The following is a 21225-nucleotide window of genomic DNA, read 5'->3' on the forward strand; positions in this document are numbered from 1 at the left end:
TCGACAATCGGTCAGCGAGGCATTTCGGGTGATAGGCCGACGTCTCCTTCGCCCCATCAGCGGTCCGTGTCGGAAGGCTGCGATAGGTTGCTCCCATGGCCAAAGGCAATCAGGTCGCTCCGTCGACGAAGTTCGAGCAGACGCTGCAGGCATCGGCTCAGCTGCCGGGTGTGCAGATCAACCGGGAGGCCTTCCTCCGCAGAGAGCTGAAGCGATACTGCACCGACGAGCAGATCAAACTCGCTATCGCCACAACACCGGCCGAAGCAGGCGTAACACCTCAAGTGATCGACAAGATCGCCAACAGCGTGATCAAGTTCGAGACCGGCAAGGTGACGACACTTTCCACGGCAGCCGGCATCCCTGGAGGCCTCGCAGCGATCGGCACGGTCCCGGCTGATATCGCGCAGTACTATGGGCACCTTCTTCGCGTCGTCCAGAAGCTCGCCTACATCTACAGCTGGCCGGAGCTCTTCGACGACAGCGCCGACGGAATGGACTCCGCGACCGAAAGCATGCTCACGCTGTTCATCGGCGTGATGTTTGGCGTGAACGCGGCCCAGGCCGGCGTGGCGCAAGTCTCGAAGTTGATCGCAAGTGAAGTGGCCAGGAAGCTGCCGCAGAAGGCTCTCACCAAGGGTGCGATATATCCGGTGGTCAAGAAGGTTGCAGGGCTCCTGGGCATTCAGATGACCAAGCAGGTCTTCGCCAAGAGCGCAGCCAAGGTCGTGCCGCTGGTAGGCGCGGTTGTCTCGGGAAGCCTGACCTTCGTCACGTTCATGCCGATGTCGAAGCGGCTCCAGAAGCACCTCGCAACCCTTCCGCTGACCAAGCCCGGTCACGGAGTCACCGAGCAAGCGTCGAATCCGCCGAGCACATCCCCAAAACCAGCACCAACGTCATCTGCGAATTAGACGAGCTCATCCCACAAGCCAATCGCCGATAGCCTGCCGCCAGCCGCCGGTCACTTCAGCCCCTTCGTCGCCCGGTTTCACCCGCGCACTCGGCGATTTCCAGGAATAGATTCCCCGGCAAAATTAGCAGGAAATCATACCGAAACGCGGGCTACGGGCAACGCTCGCCTGACCATGTTTGCCCTAGTCAGGGCGATTCTTACGCCGTGATCAGGCTTGTTAAACAAGCGGGACCACCTTGCTAATCTTCGCTGCATCTCGACAGGCAAGACGTATGCGTTCGCCTACGTGTACGGCTCCGACCAGATCTCGGTGCTCGGGGATGAGAAGGACGGCGCGGCGAAGCTGTTCTCCGGGCTGGGCATGAAGATCGCGCCCGCTCTGATCCGCGAATCGGTGAAGTCCGGGCAGCCGCGAGTCCAACTCAGCACCGAGAACATCAACCTGCTCGACGCCGACGTCCTCGTGATCGCCAGCCAGACGCCGAAGCTGCAGGACCGGCTGGTCGCGCTGCCCGGCTACCGCAATCTGCGCGCGGTGAAGGACGACGCGGTCGCCATGATGTCGATCGTGCAGATCACCGGCCTCAACGAGCCGTCCCCGAGCTCGATTCCGTACGCGTTCGCTCAGATGCGACCGGCGTTGGCCGCCGCGGCCGACGAGTAGGTGGGCTCGGGCAACAGGACGAGCGTCCGGATCGTCGGTCTCCTCGCGTTCGCGGTGCTGCTGGCCGCGGCCGTTGTCGCGTCGATCGCGATCGGCGCGCGGGACCTTCCCCTCGGTGTCGTGTGGGAGGCCCTGCGCGAGCGCGGGGGGACCGATGAAGCGGCAGGCATCGTCCACGGTCTCCGAATCCCGCGCACCGTGCTCGGACTGATGGTCGGCGCGGCGATCGGAGCGGCGGGTGCGCTCAGCCAGGGCCACACCCGGAACCCGCTCGCCGATCCGGGAATCCTCGGCGTCTACCTGCTGAACATCACGAGCCCGATGCAGTACACGTGGTTCGGGCTGCTCGGGGCGGTCGTCGCGGCGGGTCTCGTGTTCTACTTCGCGTCGCTCGGGCGCGGGGCGAACCCGCTGACATTGATCCTGGCGGGCACGGGCCTCACCGCCGTGCTCGTGGCGATCACGTCCGCCATCGTGCTCATCGACACCGCGTCGCTCGACGCGTGGCGCTTCTGGCAGGTCGGCGCGGTGTCGGGTCGCGGCTGGGACGTCATCTACGCGGCCGCACCGTTCATCGCGGCGGGTGCGGTGCTCGCGATCGCGAGCGGGCGACACCTCAACGTGCTGGCGCTCGGCGACGACGTCGCGTCGGCCCTCGGCTCGCGCATCGGCGTCTCCCGGACCGTCGGCGTCGTGGCGATCACGCTGCTCGTCGGCGCCGCGACGGCGGCCTGCGGGCCGATCGTGTTCCTCGGTCTCATCGCCCCGCACATCGCCCGGTTCGTCACCGGGCCGGACTACCGGTGGATCGTCCCGTACTCGGCTCTCATCGGATCGGTGGTGCTGCTGTGGTGCGACGTGCTCGGCCGTGTCGTCGCTCGGCCCGGCGAACTGCAGGTCGGCATCGTGGTCGCAGCAGTGGGCTCACCGTTCTTCATCGTCCTGATCCGCGCACGGAACCCGGTGTCGGTGTGAGCACGACCTGCCGGGCCGTCGTCTCCGGGCTCACACTCGCCGGGCTCGCGGTGATCCTCTTCGCCGTGCGTCTGGGCGTCAGCGACTACCCGATGAGCCCGGTGGACGTCGCCCGCATCCTGCTCGGCGGAGGCACGCGGATCGAGAACGTCGTCGTCTTCGAGAACCAGCTTCCGATCGGCCTCGTCGGACTGATCGTCGGATTCGCCTTCGGCATGGCCGGATCGTTGACGCAGCTCGTCGCGCGCAACCCGCTCGCGACCCCCGACCTGCTCGGCATCACCTCCGGGGCCAGTGCGGCCGCCGTCGCATGGATCACCGTCGGGCCGGTGTGGGCCGCCGGGATCAGTCTGCCGGTAGCCGCAGTGCTCGGCGGCCTCGCCAGCGCCGTGGCGATGTACCTGCTGTCGTGGCGTGGCGGCATCGACCCGGTTCGCCTGGTCCTCGTCGGCGTGGCGCTGACCGCCGGAATGCAGGCGATCATCGCGTATCTCCTCACCCGCGCCGAGATCGGTCAGGCCCACCGGGCACAGTTGTGGATCGTCGGTTCGGTGTCGGGAGCGGACTGGCCTGCCGTGTGGGCTCCGCTCGCCGTCCTCGTCCCCGCGGCGGTCGTCGTGGCGGCGCAGTCCCGCAACCTCCGGGTGCTCGGATTCAGCGAGGACACGGCCCGCGGACTCGGGGTGAATGTGGCCCGGTCGACGGGATCGCTCCTGCTCGTGGCCGTCGTCGTCTCCGCCGTCGCCGTGTCGTCGGCCGGTCCGATCGCATTCGTGGCACTGTTGGCGCCGCTCGTCGCGACTCGGCTCGTCCGTGGGGGAGCACCCGCCCCGTTCGTCTCCGGGTTGACGGGGGCGTGTCTCGTGGTCGCGGCCGACATCGTCTGCAACACGGTGCTGCCGGCGGGAGTCCCGGTCGGTGTGGTGACCGCGGGCATCGGCGGTCCCGCACTGATCTACCTGATGGTTCGACTCAACCGCCGGGCCAGTGCCTGATCGGCGCCGGTCGTATACTGCCCAGATGACCGACGTCACCGCGATTCTCGCTGACCTCGACACGCTCCGAGACGAGCGGACGGCCGTCGTGAACGCTCGGCACGGCGACGACCACGCGGTGAAGCTGTCGGCACTCCGCGCGATGGCGAAGCGACTCAAGACCGACCATCGTCGTGCCGTCGACTTGTGGGACACCGGCGACACGGCGGCCAAGCTGCTCGCCCTGCTGACCTGTCGACCGAAAGAGTTCACCGCGGCCGACGTGGACGCGATGGTCCGCGACGCCCGAACCCCGAAAGTGCACGACTGGCTGATCGCGACCGTCGTCGTCAAGAGCCCCCACCGGGACGAACTGCGTCGTGCCTGGATATCCGACGCCGACCCGGACGTGGCCGGTGCGGGTTTGGGCACTCACCGCAGACCGAGTGGTGAAGGATCCGGACGGCCTCGACCTGTCGGGTCTTCTCGACGTGATCGAGCGAGAGATGGCCGCGGCGCCCGGTCGGCTCCAATGGCAGATGAACACCACGCTCGCGCACATCGGCATCGAGAACCCCGAACTCCGTGCGCGGGCGGTCGCGATCGGCGAACGTCTGCGGGTGCTCGAGGACTATCCGACGTCCCCCGGCTGCACGTCGCCCTACGCTCCCACCTGGATCGCGGAGATGGTCGCGCGCGCCGAGACGTGACCGCTCACGGCCCGGACTGCCACGCGCCGTTCGAGCACAGGATCGCCAACCCCGACGGGTCTTGCGCGACGCTGTCGACGGAGTCGTCACAGGAGTCGCCGACGTTGTGGACCGATCCGTCGTCGTCCGCGTGCTGCACCCATCGGGGCGGTGCGGCCGACCCCATCGATGCGCACACAAGGCTCCGGCCCGCACCGTCCGTCCCGAAGCTGCGGACCTCGGACGGGTAGCACTCACCGCCCTCGGTGACGAATGAGCCGGTCGGCGTCTCGATCACCGGCGTCTGGATCACTGGCGTCTCGATCGTCGGCACCTGGGCGGGCGCGGTCGACGTCACGGTGGTCGGGGTGTGCGTGACGACGGTCGTCGCCGTGGCGGGTGACGCGACCGGGGCGTCGTCGCGGTCGAGCACGACGACCGTGACCGCTACCGCGACGACGACGGCCAGGATCCCGGTCGCGGTGGCGAGTGCTGTGGTGAGTGATTTCGAGCGCACGCGATGAACGTACTCGTGACGAGCGTGTTTCGGCGACATGGCCGACATCTCGCGACGTCGCCCCAGGCCACTGTGCGTTCCTCGGCTCCCGCACGATGGTGCGACCGACGGCTGACGGAAGGTCACAGATGACGAGGAACGATCGAGAGATGACGCTGCGATTCATGGCCGCGCCCACGGATGTCGCCACGATCGGCGGTGGTGTCCGCGGGGGCCGGATCCTGGAGTGGGTGGACAAGGCGGCGTACGCCTGCGCGGCGGCGTGGTCGGGCGGCTACAGCGTGACCGCGTACGTCGGCAACATCAGCTTCGGCCGGGACATCGAGTCGGGCGATGTCGTCGAGGTCACCGCCACCCTCATCCACACCGGACGCACCAGCATGCACATCGAGTGCGTGGTGTCGTCGGCCGATCCGCGCATCGGCACGTTCACCGAGGCAAGCCGCTGTCTGCTGGTGTTCGTGGCGATGGACGACGACGGCGCGCCGACCCCGGTGCGTCAGTGGGTTCCGATGCGCGCCGAGGACGTCGCGCGGGCCGACTACGCATGCGCGCGGACGCAGGTCCGGTCCAAGATCACCGCCGCGATGGCCGACGCCGACTACACGGGCACGTCGGCGGCCTTGGAGGTGTCGACCCGGTTCCTGGCGGCGCCGACCGACGTCAACTGGGGCGGCAAGGCCCACGGCGGCCGAGTGATGGGATGGATCGACGACGCCGCGTACCTGTGCGCCGTGCGGTGGTGGTCGGGTGAGGCGGTGACGGTCTACATGGGCGGTGTGCGCTTCTACCGGCCGATCCACATCGGTCAGGTCGTCGAGGCCCAGGCCCGGTTGATCCACACCGGTCGACAGACGATGCACGTCGCCGTGCACGTGTACGCGCATTGGCCGCGGGAAGGCCGCGAGACCCGCCGTCTCGCCGCCCACAGCCTCACGGTGCTTGCGGCGTTGGACCGCGACGGCGACGCGACCGATGTCAAACCGTGGGCGCCCCAGCTGCCGAAGGACATCGCGCTCGACCTGCACGCCCGTGATCTGATCGCCATCCGAGGTCGCAGGCGCCCGGCCCGCGAGCACCGGATGGTCGAGATCTGACCTACTCGGTCGCGAGTCGCACACCGAACCCGATGAGCGCGACGCCCGCGACGCCGTCGATGCGGCGGCGGATCCGCGGAGTCTGCATCCAGTTCGCGATCCGGCCCGCGGCGAGGACCAACGCCGCGAAGTAGGCACAGGTCAGGGCGACGTACACCATGCCGAGGCCGAAAGTCGTCCAGGCGGCGGAGTACCCGTCCGGGACGAATCCGGGCAGCAGGGTGATGAACAGGATGCCGATCTTCGGGTTCAGGATGTCGGTCAGGAAACCGGCCACGAAGCCGCCAGGCCTACCGGTGGTCTCGATCGGAACGGTCGGCATCGCGCGCATCGAACGCAGCGTCTGAACGCCCATCCACACCAGGTAGACGCCGCCGACGATCTTGAGGACCTCGAAACCCACCTCGCTGGCCTGCAGAAGTGCCGAGAGCCCGAGGACGGCGGCGACCACCCACACCATCAGCCCGCAGACCACGCCGAGCGCGGTCCGGACACCACCGGCCCGGCCGCCCCTGGTCAGGCCTCGGATCACGACCAGCGAGTCGGGCCCGGGCAACAGGACGAGCAGGGTCGCCGCCAGAGTGAACGACGCGAGGGAGGCGAGCATGCCCTCATCGTAGGCAGTCGACGATGCGCGAGTCCCGCACCTGTCGAATACCCGGCGTCAGCGACGAAGAGCGGCATTGACCGCCGCGGCGTCGTCTCGCGCGACACTCAGTGCTTCGATGATCTGGTCGAGTACCGCGATCGGCACGCTGAACTCGCGTGGGTGTCGGCCGTCGGTGAGCGATATCGTCGCGTCCTGCGCGGTCACCTGCCCGTCACCGCCTTGCATCGTCTTGATGCGAGTCTCTATTCGCACTCCTCGATGAAATGTGACGCGATTGCGCCACCACGTCTCGCGACCTGCCCGATGGCGGTAGGAACGTTCGGGGTCCTCGGAGCGTCCTTGGTCCACGGAGGCGGTGCGCGACACCACGTCGGTCGACACATCCGAGAGTGTTCCTCGACGCTGAGCTTGCCGTATCGCCAACGTCCATCGGTCGGCACTCGCGTCGAACGCCACGTCCTCCGCGAGGAGGATCAGCAATGATCGCATGAGGGTGTGCGTCTCGATCTGCATCTCGACTCGGTAGGCGACCATGTCGCCGACGCCGGGGTGGCCGTCGCGTTCATGAAAGACGACGTTCCAGTCCTCTGCGTCACCGGTGCTCACACCGTGCAGAACGAAGCTGGGTATCACCGCGTGGCCGGGTCGGTTCTGGTGGTACTGCAGGGCGGTCGCGAAGGTTGGAAAGAGGTGACGGCCGATGCCGATCGCTGGAGCAGAACTCATAGGTCTAGCCGCCTTGCCCGAGGTACTCGCCTCGGCTGATCCGTCACGACGACAGCGGTCCGCTGCTTGTTGGTGACGACTACATCGTCCAGCCTACGCGCGTTCGGTGGACAATGTTCTCGTCGTGAGCAGCGTACGGTTGGGGGTAGGCCGCACGAACAGTTCGCGGGATTCCGCCGGCGTCGTCGCGACTGCGGAACCGGCTGCCTGTCGTGGCCGAGTTTGGTCGAACCGTGGACAATACCGACTTCCTCGAGATGGTCGAGGCGCGAGGCCGCCTGTATCCGGATGTGCGCGACTATCTGCGTGCTCGGCCGGGGCATGGTGGACGTCGCAGATCCGTGGTTGCGGGTATTCAGGAACAGGACTCAGTCGAGACGGCCGGTGACCTACTCGCTCAATGGGATGTCGTCTTCTACCCCAGCCTGATCGTGCACGGGCAGGGCGACGTCGTCGCTCATAGGGTCCTGCGCCGCTCACGGTATTCGCGCACAGCGATAGTGCAGCGAGACGAGCACCCCGTCATCATGGTCGCGCAAGACGTCACTCGTGCCGAGGCGGATGCGGCCTGGCGTTCGGTCACCGAAGGTGCACGCGCCGCGACTCTCGAATCGTTGCTCGCGGAGTATGGAGGACGGTGACTCGTCATGGCCCAGCGCAATGATCTGCCGCCGATCACTCGTCGACTCAATGCCGACCTGGACGCCGCATTCCGTTCCGAATCGATCGACTCGGAACTGAAGGCGGCGCTGACCGAACTTCGCCTCGGGATCGTCTCGGCCGTCGGAGCGCTCGAGGTGGATCTGATCACGAGCCGTCCCCATCAGGTCGTTCGCAGCTGAGGGCCCGTATCAGGGGCTGCGGGCGGTCCGTCGGCAACCGATCACCCGGCTGATCGTGAGTCTGGTGCGCAAGAAGGGACTTGAACCCTCACGTCCGAAGACACTGGAACCTAAATCCAGCGCGTCTGCCAATTCCGCCACTCGCGCGTGCCCTACAACTGTACCGGTACGCTCGGACGGTGACGGCATACCCACTCTCCGACCCCGATCTCGTCGATGCGCTCGGTGCGGCCCTGCGTGGAGCGGACTTCACATCGGAGGGAATCGACGCTCTGCTCGGCGAGCGGGCGAGTGCGGCGCTCGTCAACGGATCGTGGTGGCCGGCCTTGCGCGCGACCCGACGAGACGATGCCGACCCCGCACTTGCGACGCTGGTCAGGCTCTTCCTCCTCGGCTCGACAGAGCCCGCGGGCGACGTCGACGCAGCTCTCGGGTCGCTGACCGTCGACGATCTGGTCCGCGGTGGGGTGGTCGCGGCCGACGCCGACGGCGTCCGCGCTCTGCTCGACATCCGACCGCATGGGAGCGATTCGGCGGACTACCTCGTCGTCGCCGACCAAGACGCGTCCATGCGGCCGGGCGCGGTCGCGCACGATCACGTCCTCGGCATCGGCGGAGCGTCGATGTCGTTGGCGCAGACGGTGATTCGGACTCCGGTGCGGCGTGCGCTCGATCTCGGGACCGGGTGCGGTGTTCAAGCCCTGCACATGGACGGGCACTGCGACGAGATCGTCGCGACCGACACCAACCCGCGTGCGCTGGCGCTCGCGGCGGCGACGGCCCGCCTCAACGGGATGGACTGGGATCTTCGTGACGGCAGCCTGTACCAGCCGGTGACCGGCGAGACGTTCGATCTGATCGTGTCCAATCCACCGTTCGTGGTCGGCAGCGGCGCACAGGACTACATCTACCGTGACTCCGGCATCGTCGGCGACGGGGTGAGCCGTCAACTCATCGAACGGGCCGGAGATCATCTCAATCCCGGCGGTATCGCGCAGATGCTCGCGAACTGGATGGTCTACGACGTCGAGGACTGGGATTCGCGCATCCGTGCGTGGGTCGAGACCAGCGGCCTCGACGCCTGGGTGGTGCAGCGCGAACTCGCCGACCCGATCAGCTACGTCTCGCTGTGGGTGTCCGACGCGGGCGAGTCGACCGAGGACGCGGCCCGCCGCGGAGCCGAGTGGCTCGACTGGTTCGAGCGAGAGGGGATCGTGGGCATCGGCATGGGGTCGGTGACGCTGCGCAAGCCGGTCGACGACCGTCCCGCGGACGTGACGATCGAGGAGATCACCGCCGCGGGCCAAGAGGTGACAGGATTCGAGGCGCAGGCCTGGTGGCGACGCCGCGACTTCCTGCGCACCACGTCCGACGCCGAACTCCTCGCGGCCCGGCTGACCACGCCCCCGGTGTTCCTGGAGACGCAGTCGCTGCCGGGTGACGAAGGCTGGCAGCAGGTCGGTGCGTCGGTCACCCGTCCGGGCGGTCCGGGGGCGGTCCTCGGCGTCGACGAGGTGATGACCGCGCTGCTCGCCGGATGCCGAGGTCAGGTGCCGTTGGCCGCGCTGATCACCCTGCTCGCCGACTTCCACGGCGTTGACGCCGACGCGCTCGCCGAGGCCGCGCTGCCGTCCGTCCGCGAGGCGATCGGCCGGGGTGTCCTGCACGTCGCCGAGTGACGTCGGGTGCGCGTTTAACATTCTCCGATTCGGGCCAATCGGAGCTCCGGCAGGCGGCTTCGGCCGACTTCGGGGAACCTTACGCGGGAGGGTCGCCCGCACGCGATGTCCAACGCCGCGGCGAGATCGGCGCGGAGGTCGGAGACGTCCTCCAACCCGACGGAGAACCGCAGGTGGCCGCGCTCGCGGAAGCCGTCGGGGTAGGGCGGCGACCCGGGGGCCGGTGGTGCCGACGTGCACGATCAGCGACTCGTCGTGCCCCTGGAGACGCAGTCGCTGCCGGGTGACGAAGGCTGGCAGCAGGTCGGTGCGTCGGTCACCCGTCCGGGCGGTCCGGGCCCGGTCCTCGGCGTCGACGAGGTGATGACCGCGCTGCTCGCCGACTTCCACGGCGTGGACGCCGACCGGCCGCTCAGACGGCGGGGCAGCCCGCCTTTCCGTTCCATCCCTTGGGACCGAACGCGGGTCGGGAGACCGTCGACCCGTCGGACTCCCCGTCGGCGTTCTCGTAGACGAGGGCGGCGTCGCCGGTCGCGGGACTGACGCTGACGGCGGCGGGGTTCGGCCCGAAAGGACCGTGATATTCGACTGTCGATCCCGGAAACATGGTCCGGAGTTCGCCGATCGTGCTCGTCGCAGGGATCCCGGGACCGCCCGACGGCATCGAGATGATCGACAGCGTCTTCGCGCTCGCGCTGAAGCCATAGCTGACGCCGTCCGACCCGTTCGGCGTGTAGGTGATGCAGCCGTCGGCCTTCGACGCGGTGCCGAGCGATCCGACCGCGCTCTCTACTTCACTCTCGCTCATGCCGAGCGTGGCCCCGCCGACGGTCCCGAACGCGGGTGGGGCAGGGGTTGCCGACACCGACGTCGCCATCGCGGTCGTCGAGTCTGTGGTGGCGGCGGTGGTGGAGTCGTCGCTCGCGCACCCGGCGAGCGCGAGGACCACCGCAGCGCCGACGGCCGCTGCTGACATTCGTCTGGTGTTCACGGGTGCCATGGTGCGCTCATGTGGGCTGAGGGGTTCGCGGTGCGATGTCGATTCACCCGAACAGTTGAAGTCGACGGTTGGTCGCCGCATCACCTGTCTCCGCCACCGCGTCGGCGGACGTACTCGTCGACGTACTCAAGCCCGCCGAGATCGCGGATGATCGCCATCAGCGCATCGGTGCCCGCGCGCACATCGGCGGCGGGGCCGAGGAGATCGTCGGCCGCGACCGCCTCGCCGATGCGGACCGACACCTGTCCGCGGCCGACGCGCCGGGAGCCGGACGGATTGACCGCCGCGGTTCCGTCGACGACCACTGGAACGATCATCGTGCCGGGCACGCGAGCGGCGACGCGCAGCGCGCCCGTGTGCCCGCGGTGCAGCCTGCCGTCGGGTGACCGCGTGCCCTCCGGATAGATGGCCCACGCGCCGCCGCCGCGGAGCACCCGTTCGGCCGCGTCGAGCGCGGCGCCGTCGCCGCCCGAACGGTCGACGGGGATCTGGCCGGTGCCGGCGAAGAAGGCGCGCGCCGCGCGGCCACGGATCCCCGATCCGGTGAAGTACTCGGCCTTAGCCAAGAACGAGAGCCGCCTCCGGATCGCGAGCGGAACCACGAGTGAGTCGATCTCGGCGAGGTGGTTGGCGGCGACTATCAGCGGTCCGCGCGTGGGCACCAGATCGGTGCCGTCGACGGTGAGGGTGATCCTGCGGGTCAGCATCGGGCCGATCAAGACGTGTTTGCACAACGGGTACAGCAAGGACGGCACGATCGCCATGAGGCCCCCAAAGAGTCGAGTAGACGGTGTCTACTCGACATGGTGGCCGACCAGGTAGACACTGTCAACGTGGACACCACGAGGGATCGACTGGTCGCGGCGGGAGTCGACATCGTCGACGAGTCGGGACACCTCGAGGTCGGGATCCGTGCGGTCGCCGCGCGCGCGGGCGTCTCGCACGGCGCACCGCGGCGATACTTCCCGACGCTGGAGAGCCTTCTCGCGGCGATCGCGGCGACCGGTGTCGCCGATCTCGACGCGGTGCTGCGCCCGGCGACCCGGCGGGGGATCGGCGACGCAGCCGTCGAGTACTGGCGTTTCGCTCAACGTCGACCGGGCATGTTCGCGCTGATCTTCCGCCACGATCTGCTCGACGGTGCGGGCGCGGACCTGCGGGCCACCACTGGTCCGTGGTTCCACGCGATCACGGCCGCCGCCGGGGACGCCGACCGTGCGCTCACCTGTTGGGCCGCGGTGCACGGATTGTGTGTGCTCGCCGCGACACGAGTTCCGGACGCGGTCGGCGTGGTCGTCGACGAGGCTGCGGTTCGTCGTGTCGCCGAACGGCTCAGTCGCTGACCGCGTCCAGGGCCGCGGCGAGATCGGCGCGGAGGTCGGCGACGTCCTCCAACCCGACGGAGAACCGCAGGTGGCCGTACTCGCGGAAGCCGTCGGGGTAGGCGGCGACCCGGGGGCCGGTGGTGCCGACGTGCACGATCAGCGACTCGTCGTGCCCGACGGAGACTGCGGACGTGATGACCCGAAGGGCGGCGACGAATCGGTTCTGCAGGTCGGGGCCGCCCCTGAGCGCGAACGACATGATCCCGCCGAAGCCGGCGTCGACAGCGCCGGTCCCGCCGAACTGCCGGACTGCTGCGTCGTGCTGCGGATGAGACTCCAACCCCGGGTAGGCCACGTACGCGATCCGCTCGTCCGCCTCCAGGAAGCGGGCCAACTCCAGCGCCGACGCCTGATGCTGGCGCAGTCGCAGGGGAAGCGTCACCGATCCACGCATGATGAGCCACGCGTTGAACGGGGAGATGACCCCGCCGACGTCGACCATCGCCTCCGACCGGACCGGCTCGACGGCCGACGCGGTGCCGATCACGGCGCCGCCCATCGCGTCGCCGTGTCCGTTGATGTACTTCGTCAGCGAGTGGACGACGAGGTCGGCCCCGTGATCGAGCGGCCGGAACAGCGGCGGGGGTGTGAACGTCGAGTCGACCATCAGCAGCGCCCCGCCCGCGTGGGCGATGTCGGCGAGCGCCGCGATGTCGGCGACCTTGGTGGTCGGATTCGCGATCACCTCGGTGACGATCAGCTTCGTGGTGGGGCGGACGGCGGCGCGCACGGCGTCCAGGTCGGTGATGTCGACGAAGGTCGCCTCGATCCCGTACTTCCGCGGCAACAACGAGGTCCACAACTTGTACGTCGCCTCGTAGGTGGCGTCGGCGACGACGACGTGGTCGCCGACCCCGACATGGGAGAAGAACACCGCGTGCAATGCGGCGACACCGGTCGCCAGCACCACACAATCCTCGCCGTGTTCGAGCGCGGTCAGCTTGTCCTGCAACGCGATCTGATTGACACCGGTGTTGCGCGTGTACGTCAGATGCTCGGGATTGGACCAGTCCATCGTCGACGGATCGGCGGGCAGGTGGTAGGAGTTCGCCATCGTGATCGGTTCGCGGACGGCCGCGCCCTCACCGGCCGAACCCGCGTGATTCCCGCCGTGGACGCTCCACGTCTGCTCGCCGACCGATGCCGCGTCGCGTTTGTCCGGTCGTGTCGTCACTGATGGCGTCCCTTCGGTAGCACGGCCCGCACCAGTCGCCCGGGCTGGCGGTGGAGCTTGTCGATCCGGAACCGGGTGCGGGCCTCGGCCCACAGCCAGCACGTCGCGAACACCGCGACGGCCGCGACCATCGCGGTCGTCGGCGACCACGGCCGGGCGACGATCACCGCGGGGACGGCGAGCAGTGCCAGCGCCTGGATCACGTACGAGTCGAGACTGCGCGAACCGGTGGACACCAGCGGACGCAGGACGTCCCGACGAGTCCAGCGTAGGACGGCCCGGAACACGCCGTACAAGGTGGTCGCCACCAGGAAGGCGACGATCACCCGGACCACGCCGAGATCGACCTTGTCGATCAGCAGCGTCGACTGCTTGACGACCTTCGGCGACCGGATCACGTCGCGGACGGTGAACCCGACGGCGAGGGTGACGGCGACGAGCACGGGCAGGGCGGCGTCGACCCGCTCCGGCACGCGCAGGCGGTCCCAATGCCAACCGACGACGAGGGCCAGCATGAACAGCACCTGCCACGCCGCCCAGTTCTGGATCTCCACCCCGCCGGGAAAGGAGGTGATGACCATCCAGTCGGCCGTCCAGGCCTGACTCGCGACGTACAGCGCGACCGAACACCCGACGATCACCGGCCACCAGCCGCGCGCCATCACGGGGATCACGACCAGCGCCAGCGCCATGAGGATGAGGTACAGCAGCAAGATGTTGCCGCCGCTCGGCAGGTAGCGAAGGCCGAGCGCCCACCGGATCTTCTCACCGACGTCCGTCGGATAGGGGAGCAGCGCGACGGTCCGGAACTGACGGCGCGTGAAGGCGTGCGCCGCCCACACCGCGGCCAGCCCGATCATCGCCTGGCACAGGTACAGGACGACGACCCGACGGACCAGCCGGTCCATGCTGTACCGCAGTGAGAAGCGGGCCGTCCACCGCCGATGCACGATGCCGAGCACGAGCCCAGACAGGAGGACGAACGCGCTCATCCCGTCCATGTACGGGAACAGATGCGTCGGTTCGGCGGCCCACGTTCCCTCCGCGAAGTGCAGGCTGACCATGCTCCAGATGGACAGCCCGCGCAACGCGTCGATGGCGAGATCGCGGCCCCCCGGGCCCCGGCTCACGAGGGGAGCACGGGGAGGAACCCGTCGATCACGAGTACAGGTCGGCGATCGCCTGCTGGTACGTCTCGTGGATCACGTTGCGCTTCAGCTTCATCGTCGGAGTCAGTTCGCCCGTGTCGATCGTGAAGTCGGTGTCGAGCACCTCGTACTTCTTGATCGCCTCGGCGGCCGACACTTTCTTGTTGGCCTCGGCGACGGCCTCGTCGAGGTCGGCGCGGATCGCCGCGTTCGTCGTGAGCTCGGTCAGCGACGTGTCGGCGGGCAGGCCGTGACGCTCGAGCCAGCCGGGAACCGACTCCGGGTCGAGCGTGATCAGCGCCGCGATGAACGGCTTCTTGTCGCCGACCACGAGGCACTGGCTCACCAGCGGATGGGCACGGATCGAGTCTTCGAGCTGCGCGGGTGACACGTTCTTGCCGCCGGCGGTGACGATCAGTTCCTTCTTGCGGCCGGTGATGAACAGGAATCCGTCTTCCAGGCGACCGATGTCGCCCGTGTGGAACCAACCGTCGATGATCGAGTCGGCCGTCGCAGCCTCGTTCTGCCAGTAGCCGCCGAACACCATGCCGCCCTTGAGCAGGATCTCGCCGTCGTCGGCGATCTTCACGCTGACGCCGGGGACCGGTCGTCCGACCGAACCGATGCGGCTGTGCTGCTGGCTGTTCGCGGTGGCGGCGGCCGTCGTCTCCGACAGTCCGTAGCCCTCGTAGATCGGGACGCCCGCACCGCGGAAGAAGTGGCCGAGGCGTTCGCCGAGCGGTGCGCCACCGGAGATGGCGCCCTCGCAGTTGCCGCCGAGGGCCTCGCGGAGCTTGCCGTAGACGAGCTTGTCGAACACGAAGTGCTTGGCGGTCAACAGGATTCCCGCCCCGCCGCCCTCGACGGCGCGGCTGTACTCGATCGCGGTGTCGACGGCCTTGCCGAAGATCGCGCCCTTGCCGCCGTCGATCGCCTTCTGTTCGGCGGTGTTGTAGACCTTCTCGAACACACGCGGCACAGACAGCACGTAGTTCGGCTTGAAGACCGCCAGGTCGGCGATCAGGTTCGGGATGTCGGACGTGTGGCCCAGGACCACCCCGTTCTCGACGGCGGCGACGGCGACGACGCGAGCGAAGACGTGTGCCAGCGGAAGGAACAGCAGCGTCGACTTGCCCTCCTCCATGCCGGTGCCGACGGCCGCGGCGGTCGCAGCGGTCTCCTCGAGGAAGTTCTTGTGCGTCAGGACCACGCCCTTGGGACGACCCGTGGTGCCCGAGGTGTAGATCAGGGTGGCGGCGTCGGCACTGGTGGCGGCGGCCTCGCGTGCGTCGAGTTCGGAGTCGGGGACGTCCGCACCGCGCTTGCGCAGGGCGTTGACGGCGTCGTCGTCGATCACGAGCGTCTCGCGGAGGGCGGTGGCGCTCGAGATCACCTCCTGGTGCTTGCTGCGGTGCGCGGCGTTCTCCACGACGAGGAGCGAGGCGGCCGAATCGGTGAGGATCCAGTCCACCTGGTCGGGCGACGACGTCTCGTAGATCGCGACGGTCGTCGCGCCTGCACGCCAGATCGCGTAGTCGAACAGGCTCCACTCGAAGCGTGTCGCCGACAGCAGCGCGACGCGGTCGCCCGCGTTCACGCCCGCCGCGATGAGGCCCTTCGCGACGGCGTCCACCTCGTCGGCGAACTGAGCCGCCGTCACCGTCACCCACTGGCCGCTCGCGCCGCGACGCTTGAACAGCGGAAGCGTGGGCCGCTCCTTGCGGTACCGCTGAAGGGTGGTGATCGTCGTCGAACTCGGATCGATGATCAAACTGGACGGAGTGGTGTACTCCTGCATGGTCAAATCCCCTTAGGGTGGAAGCGCGCAAACCGGCCGGTCGGCCATTTGTTGCCACGCACAGTACCAGTAGCCCGGTGAGGCATGTCACATGGCCTTTTCGGGGTAGCATCTACAGACGATGAGTACTGATTCCGCCGACGATTCGGCACCGGTGTCCACCTTCGACGACTTCGACATCGACGATCGGGTGCGTGCCGCGATCGACGAAGTCGGGTACGAGACGCCGTCGCCGATTCAGGCGGCGACGATCCCCCCGCTCCTGCAGGGACGCGACGTCGTGGGCCTGGCGCAGACCGGTACCGGTAAGACCGCGGCGTTCGCGATCCCCGTCCTGTCGCGCATCGACACCTCGGCGCGCAAGCCGCAGGCGCTCGTCCTCGCGCCGACGCGCGAGCTGGCGCTGCAGGTGTCCGAGGCGTTCGGCCGGTACGCCAACAAGATGCCCGAGGTGAAGGTCCTGCCGATCTACGGCGGCCAGAGCTACGGCGTCCAGCTGTCGGGACTGCGCCGCGGCGCTCAGGTGATCGTCGGCACGCCGGGCCGCGTCATCGATCACCTCGACAAGGGCACGCTCGATCTCTCCGAGCTGGAGTTCCTCGTGCTCGACGAGGCCGACGAGATGCTGACCATGGGCTTCGCCGAAGACGTCGAGCGGATCCTCGCCGACACTCCGGACGAGAAGCAGGTCGCCCTGTTCTCGGCGACGATGCCCGCGTCGATCGGCCGGTTGGCCCGCAAGTACCTGAACAATCCGCAGGAAGTCACGGTCAAGGCCAAGACCGCGACCGCGTCGAACATCACGCAGAAGTACCTGCAGGTGTCGCATCAGCGGAAGCTCGACGCCCTGACCCGCGTCCTCGAGGTCGAGGCGTTCGACGGGATGATCATCTTCGTCCGCACCAAGTCGGCCACCGAGGAACTCGCTGAGAAGCTGCGGTCGCGTGGGCTGTCGGCGATGGCGATCAACGGCGACATGGTGCAGGCGCAGCGCGAACGCACCATCAACCAGCTCAAGGACGGCTCGCTCGACATCCTCGTCGCGACCGACGTCGCCGCGCGCGGACTGGACGTCGACCGCATCTCGCACGTCGTCAACTACGACATCCCGCACGACGTCGAGTCGTATGTCCACCGCATCGGCCGCACCGGCCGCGCCGGACGCTCGGGCACCGCGCTGCTGTTCGTCTCGCCGCGCGAACGTCACCTGCTCCGCTCGATCGAGCGGCACACCCGTCAGGAGATCGAGGAGATCGATCTGCCGAGCGTCGACGACGTCAACGCGCAGCGTGTCGCCAAGTTCGCCGATTCGATCACCTCGAACCTCGGTTCGAGCCACCTCGACATATTCCGCGGCCTCGTGGAGAACTACGCCCGCGAGAACGACGTCGCCATGGCGGACATCGCGGCCGCGCTCGCCCTCGAATCGCGTGACGGCGGATTCCTCATGGCCCCCGATCCGCCCGCGGGCCAGCGTCGCGAGCGTCCGGACCGCGACCGTGCGCCCCGAGGCGGAGGTCACTTCCAGACGTACCGCATCGCCGTCGGGCGCAAGCACAAGGTGTCGCCCGGGGCCATCGTCGGCGCCATCGCCAACGAGGGCGGCCTCACGCGCGGCGACTTCGGCAACATCAGCATCCGCGACGACTTCTCGCTCGTGGAGCTGCCCAACGACCTCGACTCCGAGACGTTGAACCTGCTCAAGCACACGCGCATCGGCAAGAACCCGATCGACCTGCGTCCGGACATGGGTGCACCGCGCGGCCGCGGCGGCTACAACAAGCGCGACGGGTACAACAAGCGCGGCGGCGACTGGGGCAACAAGCGCTCGCCGCGCGTCGCCGGTCGCGGTCGAGGCTAGCGACAGACCCTCGCCAGGTTTCGACTCGGCCCTCCGCTTTCGCTCCGGGTCGGCTCAACCACCGGGTAGGACACCCGACATGGTGGTTGAGCAGACTCCGAGGCGGTAGCCGAGGTGTCGTGTCGAAACCGCGTGAGGTTGGCTGGAACTGGGGAGACGCGACGGTGCTAGTCCGCGTCGACGATGAGTTGGAGGCGGGGGCCGTAGAGGGCGATCACCTCGTCGCGTGTCATGTCGGCGAAGGCCGGAGCCGCGACGAGGTAGCGGACCGTCGCCATGCCGAACAGGCTGCTGAGCAGGATCCGTGCGGTGTCGAGGCTCACCTCGGCCTGCTCGGACAGCAGCGGCACCATGCGATGTGTCGCGAAGTCGCCGAAGGCCGTCGATCGTTCGGGGTCGATGATGATCGACCGCATCAGTCCCGCCATCGCCGGGCCGGTCACCTCGCCCTCCCAGACCTGGGTGAACCCGGAGATCAGTCGGCTCCCCAACTCGGTTCGAGGCCCGTTCGCGGCCTTCCGCAGCTGTTCTGCCGGGTCGACGGGCACTTCGAGCGCCTCGACGAACAGTCCGTGCTTGCTCCCGAAGTAGTACGAGATCAGTGCTACGTCGACGCCCGCGGCAGTCGCCACCGCCCGCAGTGACGTCCCCTTGTAGCCCTTGTCGCCGAACAGGGTCCGCGCGGCGGTCAGGATGTCGTCTCGCGTGGTGACCTCGCCCGTCCGCCTACCGGCGCGGCCCGTCGATTCTGCGCTCATGGGTTGAGCCTAGCCGAAATTCAACAACTGTTGACACGACGATCGGTCGGTCGTACCGTGCGATCAACAGTTGTTGAATTATGTCCCGTGCTCTGGAGGTCGGTCGTGTCCACGACAATCCGCAAACTCGTCGCCGTCATCGTCGGCATGTCCGTCGTCATTCCGCTCGTGCTGTTGATGTTCATCGGGCCCGCGTCTCGCGGTGAACCTCACGACGTCCCGATCGGAGTGGCCGGACCGGCGGCCGCGGTCGAGCAGGTGAGCGCCGCACTCGACCAGCGTCAGCCCGGAGCCTTCGACGTCCGCGCGTTCGAGACCGCGGACGACCTGAAGGAGGCCGCCCGCGACCGCGACGTGTACGGCGGATTCGTCGTCGGTCCGCAGCCGCAGACGATCGTCGCGACCGGCGGCAGCCCGGCGGTCGCCAGTATGCTGACCCAGATCGGCACCGGACTCGCCGCGCAGTCGGGCGGCGCGGCCCTGCCGGTCGTCGACGTCGCACCGCCGGGCCGACGACGACCCGCGCGGCGCGGGCTTCGGATCGATGGTGATGCCGGTCTTCATGGCGGGCGTGGCGCTCGGAGCCTCCGCGGCGCTCGTCGGACGCCGCAGGCGCGTGATCGCGTGGGCGCTGCCCGTGGGCGCCGCCGCGGTCGCGGCCGCGTCCATCGGTGTGGCGATGGCGTTCGGCGTCCTCGGCGGCGGCTTCTGGCTCCAGTGGCTGGCGCTCGGCGCTGGCATCCTCGCGATCGCCGCGCCCGTCGCGGGTCTCGTCCGAGTGGTCGGCCCCGCGGGCATCGGTGTGGTCGCGCTCCTGTTCATGCTCGTCGGCATGCCGCTTGCGGGCATCTCGTCCCCGTCGGAGTATCTGCCGTCCATCTGGGGCGACGTCGGGCAACTCCTTCCGCTCGGCGCCACGGGCACCGCTCTGCGCAGTGCGGCGTTCTTCGACGGTGCGGGAGCCGCCGCGGCGTTCGCGGTGCTCGCGGGCTGGATCGTCGTCGGCTACGGGCTGCTCACGGTCCCCAAGAGATCACCGGAACCGGCCGAGGCCGCCGACGTCGTGCCCGTCGCCGCCTGATCAGACCAGGCGGGGGAGGACCTCGGCGGCCGTGCCCTCGAGGTGGACGGTGGCGAGGGGTGTGAGCGCGGACGGCTCCGGATTCACCTCGATGATCGGCGTGCCGTTCGAGCGGGCCCGCTCGGGAAGGCTCGCCGCCGGCTGAACGACGCCGCTCGTCCCGACGACGATCAGGAGGTCGCACTCCTCGACGAGTCGCGACGCCTCCGACCAGTCGTCGCGGGGCAGGAGCTCGCCGAACCAGACGACCCCCGGCCGCATCGACGCTCCGCAGAGCGGGCACGCCGGTCGCGGGTCCGCCACCGCGACGTCGGCGTGTTCGGGCCTGCGGCACGACTCGCAGCGCGGCGCGAACAGGCTGCCGTGTAGATGGCTCGCGACCGCGCTTCCCGCGCGTTCGTGCAGATCGTCGACGTTCTGCGTCACGACGCTCACGGCGCGGCCGTCGATGCGGGCCGCAACGGCGAGTCGCGCGAGGGCGAGGTGCCCGTCGTTCGGCTCCACGAGGCGGACCTGCCGTGCCCGGTCGGCATACCAGGACCACACCAGGTCGCGGTCGCTGCGCCAGCCCTCGGGCGAGGCCAGGGTCATCGGATCGTGCTCGGCCCACATGCCGGTCAGTGCGTCGCGGAAGGTCGGGATCCCGCTCTCGGCGGACATCCCGGCACCGGTGAACACGACGGTGCGGGACGCGTCGGAGACGAGGCGGGCGGCGTCGTCGATCGCGCTCACCGTGCCGCGCCGATCAGCTCGCGCAGGTCGGCCGCCACGGCCGACAGGTCGCCGGCCCGGCGGGTGAGGAGGCCCTTCGCGAACGTCAGCTTGTCGCCGCTGCGACGGGGGACGACGTGCATGTGCGTATGGAACACGGTCTGCATCGCCGCGCGCCCGTCGTTCACGGCGAGGTTGACGCCGTCCGCGCCGAATCCGGGCGTCTTCATGGCGTCGGCGATGCGCTGCGCCGCCGAGAACAGGGGCGTGCCGAGGCTCGGATCGAGGTCGGACAGTCCTGACGAGTGTCGTCGTGGGATCACCAGTGTGTGCCCGCGGGCGATCGGCGCGCGGTCGAGGAATGCGATGACGCGCTCGTCCGAGTAGACGATGTGGGCGGGACTGCGGTCGGCGGCGATCTCACAGAAGACGCAGGCGTCGATGCTCATGGGAACGACCCTATCGGCCGCTCACCTGCGTCTTGTGATGACCGTCACCAAACTTTCCGCAGGCGCTGGTCGTCGTCGTTACTCGCCGGTCTACCAGCGGGTATACCTCACGGTCACCCGCAAACGTGAGGGATTCCTCATGTTTGTGTGGCACGATGTCGACGTTCCCCC

Annotated in this window: 23 protein-coding genes, 1 tRNA gene and 3 pseudogenes; 13 read left to right on the top strand and 14 right to left on the bottom strand. The window is 68.5% G+C overall.

What is annotated here, in order from left to right; translation table 11 throughout:
- Positions 1 to 95: 95 nt before the first annotated feature.
- The 5 genes and pseudogenes from GYB83_RS13255 to GYB83_RS13275 all read left to right on the top strand — a co-directional run bounded on the left by GYB83_RS13255 (position 96) and on the right by GYB83_RS13275 (position 4239).
- Positions 96 to 914 carry a hypothetical protein gene (locus GYB83_RS13255; protein WP_006896694.1) on the top strand — a complete coding sequence of 273 codons (819 nt, stop codon included), beginning with the start codon at positions 96 to 98 and terminating at the stop codon, positions 912 to 914.
- A gap of 288 nt (positions 915 to 1202) precedes the next feature.
- Positions 1203 to 1580 (top strand): TroA family protein, encoded by a 378-nt coding sequence (locus GYB83_RS13260; protein WP_186349781.1) that lies wholly within the window; start codon positions 1203 to 1205, stop codon positions 1578 to 1580.
- Positions 1581 to 2555 carry a FecCD family ABC transporter permease gene (locus tag GYB83_RS13265; protein ID WP_186349782.1) on the top strand — a complete coding sequence of 325 codons (975 nt, stop codon included), beginning with the start codon at positions 1581 to 1583 and terminating at the stop codon, positions 2553 to 2555.
- Positions 2552 to 3550 (top strand): FecCD family ABC transporter permease, encoded by a 999-nt coding sequence (locus GYB83_RS13270; protein ID WP_228461461.1) that lies wholly within the window; start codon positions 2552 to 2554, stop codon positions 3548 to 3550. The genes GYB83_RS13265 and GYB83_RS13270 overlap by 4 nt, the downstream gene beginning before the upstream one ends.
- A gap of 25 nt (positions 3551 to 3575) precedes the next feature.
- Positions 3576 to 4239, top strand: a pseudogene (locus tag GYB83_RS13275) (DNA alkylation repair protein).
- Positions 4240 to 4243: 4 nt separating this feature from the next.
- On the opposite strand, the gene GYB83_RS23640 reads toward GYB83_RS13275, so the two are convergent.
- Positions 4244 to 4735, bottom strand: coding sequence for a hypothetical protein (locus tag GYB83_RS23640; protein WP_228461462.1), 492 nt, complete (start codon positions 4733 to 4735; stop codon positions 4244 to 4246).
- A 128-nt stretch (positions 4736 to 4863) separates the two neighbouring features.
- Between GYB83_RS23640 and GYB83_RS13285 the strand changes: the two genes are divergently transcribed.
- A complete protein-coding gene (locus tag GYB83_RS13285) occupies positions 4864 to 5832 on the top strand; it encodes an acyl-CoA thioesterase (protein ID WP_161895931.1) in 969 nt (322 codons plus the stop codon).
- Between the two features lies 1 nt (position 5833).
- Here GYB83_RS13285 and GYB83_RS13290 read toward each other — a convergent pair whose 3' ends face one another.
- Positions 5834 to 6439 carry a LysE family translocator gene (locus GYB83_RS13290; RefSeq protein WP_161895932.1) on the bottom strand — a complete coding sequence of 202 codons (606 nt, stop codon included), beginning with the start codon at positions 6437 to 6439 and terminating at the stop codon, positions 5834 to 5836.
- A 57-nt stretch (positions 6440 to 6496) separates the two neighbouring features.
- Complete coding sequence (locus GYB83_RS13295; protein WP_161895933.1) at positions 6497 to 7168, bottom strand: hypothetical protein; 672 nt, start codon at positions 7166 to 7168, stop codon at positions 6497 to 6499.
- Between the two features lie 233 nt (positions 7169 to 7401).
- Here GYB83_RS13295 and GYB83_RS13300 point away from each other — a divergent pair, with 233 nt between their 5' ends.
- Entirely contained in the window at positions 7402 to 7809 is a 408-nt protein-coding gene (locus GYB83_RS13300) for a hypothetical protein (protein ID WP_161895934.1), read from the top strand.
- A gap of 6 nt (positions 7810 to 7815) precedes the next feature.
- The gene (locus tag GYB83_RS13305) at positions 7816 to 8010 is read left to right on the top strand and encodes a hypothetical protein (RefSeq protein WP_161895935.1); all 195 of its coding nucleotides are present in this window, start codon (positions 7816 to 7818) and stop codon (positions 8008 to 8010) included.
- Between the two features lie 62 nt (positions 8011 to 8072).
- On the opposite strand, the gene GYB83_RS13310 is transcribed toward GYB83_RS13305, so the two are convergent.
- A tRNA-Leu gene (locus GYB83_RS13310) sits at positions 8073 to 8157 on the bottom strand.
- A gap of 32 nt (positions 8158 to 8189) precedes the next feature.
- On the opposite strand from GYB83_RS13310, the gene GYB83_RS13315 reads away from it, so the two are divergent.
- Entirely contained in the window at positions 8190 to 9689 is a 1500-nt protein-coding gene (locus tag GYB83_RS13315; protein WP_161895936.1) for a DUF7782 domain-containing protein, read from the top strand.
- A gap of 14 nt (positions 9690 to 9703) precedes the next feature.
- On the opposite strand, the pseudogene GYB83_RS23645 reads toward GYB83_RS13315, so the two are convergent.
- A pseudogene (locus GYB83_RS23645) lies at positions 9704 to 9950 on the bottom strand (hypothetical protein); the annotation flags it as partial.
- Between GYB83_RS23645 and GYB83_RS24230 the strand changes: the two are divergent.
- Positions 9945 to 10094, top strand: a pseudogene (locus tag GYB83_RS24230) (DUF7782 domain-containing protein); the annotation flags it as partial. The pseudogenes GYB83_RS23645 and GYB83_RS24230 overlap by 6 nt on opposite strands.
- A gap of 7 nt (positions 10095 to 10101) precedes the next feature.
- Here the strand turns inward: GYB83_RS24230 and GYB83_RS13325 are convergent.
- Positions 10102 to 10680 (bottom strand): hypothetical protein, encoded by a 579-nt coding sequence (locus GYB83_RS13325; protein ID WP_161895937.1) that lies wholly within the window; start codon positions 10678 to 10680, stop codon positions 10102 to 10104.
- Between the two features lie 89 nt (positions 10681 to 10769).
- Complete coding sequence (locus GYB83_RS13330; protein WP_228461464.1) at positions 10770 to 11453, bottom strand: lysophospholipid acyltransferase family protein; 684 nt, start codon at positions 11451 to 11453, stop codon at positions 10770 to 10772.
- Positions 11454 to 11522: 69 nt separating this feature from the next.
- Here GYB83_RS13330 and GYB83_RS13335 point away from each other — a divergent pair, with 69 nt between their 5' ends.
- The gene (locus GYB83_RS13335; protein WP_161895938.1) at positions 11523 to 12032 is read left to right on the top strand and encodes a TetR/AcrR family transcriptional regulator; all 510 of its coding nucleotides are present in this window, start codon (positions 11523 to 11525) and stop codon (positions 12030 to 12032) included.
- Here GYB83_RS13335 and GYB83_RS13340 read toward each other — a convergent pair.
- The 3 genes from GYB83_RS13340 to GYB83_RS13350 are packed head-to-tail and all read right to left on the bottom strand — an operon-like array spanning position 12022 to position 16194.
- Complete coding sequence (locus GYB83_RS13340; RefSeq protein WP_161895939.1) at positions 12022 to 13248, bottom strand: trans-sulfuration enzyme family protein; 1227 nt, start codon at positions 13246 to 13248, stop codon at positions 12022 to 12024. The two genes, GYB83_RS13335 and GYB83_RS13340, sit on opposite strands and share 11 nt — an antisense overlap.
- A complete protein-coding gene (opgC, locus tag GYB83_RS13345; protein WP_161895940.1) occupies positions 13245 to 14378 on the bottom strand; it encodes an OpgC domain-containing protein in 1134 nt (377 codons plus the stop codon). Before opgC ends, GYB83_RS13340 begins: the two co-directional genes overlap by 4 nt.
- Before the next feature lie 28 nt (positions 14379 to 14406).
- On the bottom strand, positions 14407 to 16194 hold the full coding sequence (locus GYB83_RS13350) for an AMP-dependent synthetase/ligase (RefSeq protein WP_161895941.1): 1788 nt from the start codon (positions 16192 to 16194) through the stop codon (positions 14407 to 14409).
- A 121-nt stretch (positions 16195 to 16315) separates the two neighbouring features.
- On the opposite strand from GYB83_RS13350, the gene GYB83_RS13355 reads away from it, so the two are divergent.
- Positions 16316 to 18055: a DEAD/DEAH box helicase gene (locus tag GYB83_RS13355; RefSeq protein WP_161895942.1), complete on the top strand. Its 1740-nt coding sequence runs from the start codon at positions 16316 to 16318 to the stop codon at positions 18053 to 18055.
- Between the two features lie 167 nt (positions 18056 to 18222).
- On the opposite strand, the gene GYB83_RS13360 is transcribed toward GYB83_RS13355, so the two are convergent.
- Both GYB83_RS13360 and GYB83_RS23650 read right to left on the bottom strand, forming a co-directional pair.
- Complete coding sequence (locus GYB83_RS13360) at positions 18223 to 18813, bottom strand: TetR/AcrR family transcriptional regulator (RefSeq protein ID WP_161895943.1); 591 nt, start codon at positions 18811 to 18813, stop codon at positions 18223 to 18225.
- A 78-nt stretch (positions 18814 to 18891) separates the two neighbouring features.
- Entirely contained in the window at positions 18892 to 19377 is a 486-nt protein-coding gene (locus tag GYB83_RS23650; RefSeq protein ID WP_228461466.1) for a hypothetical protein, read from the bottom strand.
- Between GYB83_RS23650 and GYB83_RS23655 the strand changes: the two genes are divergently transcribed.
- Positions 19364 to 19894 (top strand): hypothetical protein, encoded by a 531-nt coding sequence (locus GYB83_RS23655; RefSeq protein WP_228461468.1) that lies wholly within the window; start codon positions 19364 to 19366, stop codon positions 19892 to 19894. The genes GYB83_RS23650 and GYB83_RS23655 overlap by 14 nt on opposite strands.
- Here GYB83_RS23655 and GYB83_RS13370 read toward each other — a convergent pair whose 3' ends face one another.
- Together GYB83_RS13370 and GYB83_RS13375 are read right to left on the bottom strand one after the other, a co-directional pair.
- Positions 19895 to 20626, bottom strand: coding sequence for an SIR2 family NAD-dependent protein deacylase (locus tag GYB83_RS13370; RefSeq protein WP_161895944.1), 732 nt, complete (start codon positions 20624 to 20626; stop codon positions 19895 to 19897).
- Positions 20623 to 21048, bottom strand: a complete 426-nt coding sequence (locus GYB83_RS13375) for an HIT family protein (RefSeq protein ID WP_161897513.1) — start codon at positions 21046 to 21048, stop codon at positions 20623 to 20625. The genes GYB83_RS13370 and GYB83_RS13375 overlap by 4 nt, the downstream gene beginning before the upstream one ends.
- Positions 21049 to 21225 lie beyond the last annotated feature (177 nt).

This window comes from Gordonia spumicola, from assembly GCF_009932475.1.
Lineage (GTDB): Bacteria > Actinomycetota > Actinomycetes > Mycobacteriales > Mycobacteriaceae > Gordonia > Gordonia spumicola.

What these genes read in the sequence shown, in the direction of transcription:
- GYB83_RS13255 (WP_006896694.1), top strand. Translation starts at nt 96, where the DNA reads ATGGCCAAAGGCAATCAGGTCGCTCCGTCGACGAAGTTCGAGCAGACG.
- GYB83_RS13285 (WP_161895931.1), top strand. Translation starts at nt 4,864, where the DNA reads ATGACGAGGAACGATCGAGAGATGACGCTGCGATTCATGGCCGCGCCC.
- GYB83_RS13290 (WP_161895932.1), bottom strand. Translation starts at nt 6,439, where the DNA reads ATGCTCGCCTCCCTCGCGTCGTTCACTCTGGCGGCGACCCTGCTCGTC.
- GYB83_RS13295 (WP_161895933.1), bottom strand. Translation starts at nt 7,168, where the DNA reads ATGAGTTCTGCTCCAGCGATCGGCATCGGCCGTCACCTCTTTCCAACC.
- GYB83_RS13305 (WP_161895935.1), top strand. Translation starts at nt 7,816, where the DNA reads ATGGCCCAGCGCAATGATCTGCCGCCGATCACTCGTCGACTCAATGCC.
- GYB83_RS13330 (WP_228461464.1), bottom strand. Translation starts at nt 11,453, where the DNA reads ATGGCGATCGTGCCGTCCTTGCTGTACCCGTTGTGCAAACACGTCTTG.
- GYB83_RS13350 (WP_161895941.1), bottom strand. Translation starts at nt 16,194, where the DNA reads ATGCAGGAGTACACCACTCCGTCCAGTTTGATCATCGATCCGAGTTCG.
- GYB83_RS13355 (WP_161895942.1), top strand. Translation starts at nt 16,316, where the DNA reads ATGAGTACTGATTCCGCCGACGATTCGGCACCGGTGTCCACCTTCGAC.
- GYB83_RS13360 (WP_161895943.1), bottom strand. Translation starts at nt 18,813, where the DNA reads ATGAGCGCAGAATCGACGGGCCGCGCCGGTAGGCGGACGGGCGAGGTC.
- GYB83_RS23655 (WP_228461468.1), top strand. Translation starts at nt 19,364, where the DNA reads ATGCCGGTCTTCATGGCGGGCGTGGCGCTCGGAGCCTCCGCGGCGCTC.
- GYB83_RS23650 (WP_228461466.1), bottom strand. Translation starts at nt 19,377, where the DNA reads ATGAAGACCGGCATCACCATCGATCCGAAGCCCGCGCCGCGCGGGTCG.